A 5,086-nucleotide genomic window follows, 5' to 3' on the forward strand; every position below is an offset into this window, starting at 1 on the left:
CGAAACAATTTCCCGCTTTAGGCGCACTGGGCGGGAGCGCTGCGGCGTTGCTCCTCACTTGTGTGGCTCGCCACACGGCGCTCGGAGCGCCTTGCATCGCACCCCGCCCAGCGCCGCCAAAACGGGACCTTATTCAGGGCCAAATCCGAAATCGAACTTTGAAGGCCGGCGTCAAAGTTCGGCCTACAGAATGGTGCAGCTTTTGCCACGGAACTTCCGCATCCCGTTCTTCTTCAATCGGCCTTCCGCAAGTACAAATGCCTCTTTGTAGACTTTCCGGTGAATCTCCAAAGGCACATCGACGAACCGTCGGTGATAGGCCGCATTCGAGGCAGGCGTGAACGTTGGCTTTTCTGCCAAGGCGTCGGCGTAATTCCGACTGGCTTCTCGATAACGATCCACAACCTCCTGCTGTTCGCGATGGAGGTCCGGCTTGTCCGACCCTGCGCGACTCCGATCCACAGGCAGCGCGTTCAGCTTGGCTCGAACGGCTTCCTTGAATGGAAGCTCGAGCAACGCCGCACGAGTCTTGACTGTCGACGCTGACCGGGCGGCGTGAGTCAGAACTTTGAAACCCTTCGCGTCATCGTGGGCTGCCAACTCCGCGGCCTTCAGGAATTCGGCCTTGATCATCGCTGCGTCAAAGTGTGGCGCGAAGCGTGAAACCTCCGCGGCGTAGGCCTCATCGCTAGGGAAGTACGTTTGATACAGACTTTCGACTTTGCCGACTGGGTCCTTGAACCCAGCTGCGGCAAGATGCTCCTGCGCCATCCGTCGGTAAGCAAGACCGGGTGCGACGTCCGTCGCCGACTCCCGGTTATTGACGTCGGTAGAGAAAATGTAGGACTTTGAGCGGGTTCCGGGAACAGGTGCACCTTTTCCGTTCAGCGAATAGTCCTCCAACTGCGTGGGTTGCCCATTCTTGGCGAGGATCCGCCGATTCATCGTGACCTCGCCTATGTCCGGAATGCGAGGGTCCGCAGCCTTGACTTGGCCCGTCAGCGATGCGATGGCCGGCTCTTCGACTCGATTGAAAGTCGGTGACACGATGAACGCATCGAAGGACGCCTTCGCTCCATCGTGCCCCGTGAACGACAATGAGCGCTCGACACCATCGCCCTTGAAACCGTCGTAGGACCCGGACATGTAGGTCGCGATGCCGGATTCGAACAACATCGGCACAGTGGCGTGAACAACCATCGGCGAGGACGTCACGTCTGTCATGACGGTGTTGAATCGCTTCAGGAGTTCCGCGTTGTCTTTTGCGATCTCGGTGCCCGGTTCAGTGATGGATTTCACCTGAGCCCGGTGGATCAGATAGCCCTTTTGACCGTCGAATGTGAGGGGGGCCATTCGAGCCATCTCTTCGAAGGCTTCTTTCAGTCGTGGCTCCATACCGAACCCAATGACAGTGGAGAGATTTGCCTGGCGGCGAGCGCCTTCGAGGGTGCGCGTCGACTCGTCGATCGCCTGCGCCCTGGCTTTGCCTGAAAGGTGTCGCGCCTTTGCCAGTTTCTGCGCAGACTGGACGGAACTTGCATACTGAGCCCGCAAAAGCTCCTCCGTGCTCAGTCCCTCTTGTCGGACATCCTTGGGCACCATGCCTAGCGTGGCGGCGACAGATGCGTCTGTCAGCACGCCCCAGGATCTGAATTCCTCTTCGCCCTGGTTGTGCAAGCGCAGTGCATGTTGCTCCTTTGCGTTGCTCAACGATTCACTTTCCTGCCTCCACGCCGGGTCATTTGCATGGCGCGGCGGGATCCACTTTCCTGGCGTGTTGCTGATGAACGTGATGGCGCCCTGATATTTCGCCTTTGCATCCTTACAGACCTTGTAGCCAAGCGGGGCGGCATCGTCCGATACGAACAACGACATCAGCGGCACAAGGGCGAGCAGTTGATCGTAGGCCGACAAGCCTGAACCTCCCAATGCAAGCTTTGTCGCCGATTTCACTTGACCCGCCTCATCGAGCAAGTTCTTGCCCGCAAGGAATTCCTTGAGAGCCTGCGGGTTCATGGCCTGGATGAAAGAATGCTCGCTCACTACAGCATCGCTGACTGGGCTCGACAGCGTTGTGCCGGTGTTGAGGCGTACCGTGTTGCCTACGAGCACGCCTTTGGCCTGCGCCGAATGGGCATCAGCCAAACTGAGCATCGGCCTTTGCGGAGACGAAATATCGACCTTCTCGACACTGGTGTTCGTCATGACATGCAAGTGATAGAAGGGGAACAACTCCATCGTCTCGGAGCGTGCCTGCCGAAACCTTTGCAGTTCTTCCATCCCCTGCTGGGCGCGTGTCATGGTGGCGAAGCCGGTTTCCAGGACCCCCTTGGGACCATAGGTACCGTCGAGCGCTCTGTTCAACAGCGTGGAGATCACGGGATGGTCCTTGGACTCCTCGACGAGCCGCTTATGGTTGTCGCCCAAATAGTTGGCGAACCGCGCCGAATAATCGAGCAGTCCACGGCTGTTGGCTGTCAGCTTGCAGGCCTCTGCGCCGGTGTTCGCAGTCCCGGTCCCATGCTCATCGCCCCAGCCATTGCCACGTCCGATGGACTCCTCCCCCTTGCGTTCGATGATCACTGTTTCGATGTTATAGGTGCCGCCAAGCTTCTGGATTCGATCGAAGTCCGCACGATGCAGTCGCAGCAGTTCCATTTCCGCCATCGCCCGCGACTCTCCGCGCGGCCCCCCGCCAACACTGATCACTCGCGTGCCATTCTTCGGACATCCCCCGGGCTCCAATGTCTTGATGAGGGGCTCGGGGTCCGCGATGTCGACCTTGGCAGACGCCTTGGCATTGGCAAATGGAATTGCAGCTCTGGCACGGACGATTGAATTCCCGGCACTTGCGCAGTCGCCCATGCGGCGGCGCTGCAGCGGAAGCAATCGATTTGCTTGATCGGATGAAATGGTGCTTTCCGATCGCGTATTGCCAGCGTTCGGAGATGAAGTCGAATTGACTATGTGCTGTTGACTTGCGGCATCACATGCCCCGCTGGCAAATGCACTGAGGCAGTCTGGAATCTTCATTGCGTAACCGCTTTCTTTGGGTTGTTGGCCACGGCTGTCGCCGAATGATTGGCAGTGAGAGGCTGAGAGTATTTCGAGCGTGTCCGAGCAGCACGCCAAAAGGCACCTGACCTAGGCGCAAAGCGCAGCCATAGCGGGCTACGGCGAGCATTTGCAACGACGATCAGGGGGCTTTTGGCGTGATGAGCGGGCTTGATCGAAATACTTTCAGCCTCTCAGTATGAGCAGTGATCTGTCGGTACGGACCAGCGCGGGCGTAACGCTGTTCGAAGTTCCGAAAGCCCTGCAACGACGCCCCCGGAAACGCCGGATGCAATCAAGTCTTGCGCCGGCTTCAGTCAAGTGCGTTCGGTCCCGGCCTTGGGTTTTACATAGTGCCCGCAAATTCATGTCCATCGCCGCAGCACCTGGTCATTGCCTGAAGCAGTCAAGTTTCGCGACGCCTTCATGCAAGCGAGTTCAGCGCGCAGTTTTTAGACTTTCATTCAGTGCACGGGGCATGTGACAGGAAGCCTGTGCATGTCACCAGCACTTCACAAAGGGAACCACATGAACAACACAAGCCGAAATCTCGTGCCGAAGCTTGGCGCGAGCACTTCGCGCCAGCCTTGCGACATACCGAATGTCGAAACCAGATCCGCGCTGGAAAAGCGCGGAATCGAAGGCGCGGCGCTTGGCAAGAATCCATGCTTACTTCTGCTCAGCGCTGCGGACAACTGCCTGGTCGTCTGGGCGCCGATTCGCAGCGGCACCCGCCTGAGGCTCGGCGACGAAGACTTGACCGTCTCGCACACAATGACGCGCGGTCTCACGATCACGCGACACGGGCTGCGCCAGGGCGACCAGGTTGTGCGCTGCGGAATCATCATCGGCACGGCCGCGTGCGACATAGCGGCCGGCGAGCGCCTGCACTCGCGCAATCTAAAAAAAGGCGACGGCACTCCAACTTCAAGATGGCCGAGACGCGTCGCACGGCATCCAGTTCAAACAGGGCATTCATCGCGCGGCTGCGCTGAATTGCACTAGCCCGAACATCATTCGAAATCCCGAAATGCTGTCGCCTCGAACCGAAGGCCGGGGTGGTGTTCCGCAGCGTGGCGTGTCGATTCGCCTTCCAAGGACTGCCGCGCTACCGGTCGGCAGCACGGCGCGACATGGCCTGCAGCTTCTCCAGCAAGTCGCTGCCTATCGGTCCACGGTGCACCTTGTCATCGTGGCCCAGCGCTCTTCGCATTTCCACCCATTTCGCGCCCAGGTTGCGCTGTTCCGCCGTTTTCACGTGGACGGCAGTGAACCGGTTCAGCGGTAGCGTCGCGGCGGTCTCTGGCGTCACCGGTGCATCGGTGTGAAGGTGAAGGTAGAGAGAAGGCGTGGGCGCGCCGTCCGCAAGCGGCCTGAGCTGGATCTCCATCTCGAACAAGGTGCCTGCGGGGCCCGGTTCGGCCGCTGAGGGCAGCCGCCTCGGAGGGCGAGCCTGGGCGATGTGCCCCACCTCGAGCAGGCGGGCCAGATGGTTACCCTTGGGGAACGCATGACCTTTGATGCCATCGATCTCATCGGCCAGAAGCCGTTGCGGAAGAAGGTCCAGCACCGCGGCGCGGCGCTCGAGCCGGGCCGAGAGCTCCGCGACTTCCGGTGTGCCGCGTTGCGCGGGCGGCAGCGCGGCCAATTGTTGGCCCACCGCGCGCAGTTGCGCCGGGTCGCCGAACCACTTCGTCATCGAATCGCGGACGGCCTTCGCGATGTGCATGGGGTCGATGTGCAGGCGCTCGAACGAGTCCACCGTCGATGTGTCCACGCCAACGGCGCGTGCGAGGTCCACGACGCGGGACTGCAGGATGTCCTGGCGGTCGAGATCACGCGATCTGCCGAGGACCTGCCGCGCGTCCGCCAGGGCGCGATCACGCCGCTGGTCGGCGGGCGATGCCGACGGACCGGCCACCGTCTCAACCGGTGTCGGTTTGTTCGCCGCGCCGCGCTGGCGGCGGCTTCTTCGCGAGGCGGCCGGCGCGGCCGCCTCAGTGCGTTCCGCACGAGCGGGCGCCCTCGACGC

General features: G+C 60.7%; 2 protein-coding genes and 1 pseudogene. 1 reads left to right on the forward strand and 2 read right to left on the reverse strand.

Annotated features, from left to right (window positions below):
* Nucleotides 1-183: 183 nt before the first annotated feature.
* Complete coding sequence (locus AC30NL_RS07690; protein ID WP_489463421.1) at nt 184-2,889, reverse strand: hypothetical protein; 2,706 nt, start codon at nt 2,887-2,889, stop codon at nt 184-186.
* A gap of 693 nt (nt 2,890-3,582) precedes the next feature.
* Here AC30NL_RS07690 and AC30NL_RS07695 point away from each other — a divergent pair.
* Nucleotides 3,583-4,059, forward strand: coding sequence for a hypothetical protein (locus tag AC30NL_RS07695; protein ID WP_489463422.1), 477 nt, complete (start codon nt 3,583-3,585; stop codon nt 4,057-4,059).
* A gap of 103 nt (nt 4,060-4,162) precedes the next feature.
* Here the strand turns inward: AC30NL_RS07695 and AC30NL_RS07700 are convergent.
* Nucleotides 4,163-5,086, reverse strand: a pseudogene (locus AC30NL_RS07700) (hypothetical protein); the annotation flags it as partial.

The organism is Rhizobacter sp., assembly GCA_021153565.1.
Classification (GTDB): domain Bacteria; phylum Pseudomonadota; class Gammaproteobacteria; order Burkholderiales; family Burkholderiaceae_C; genus Albitalea.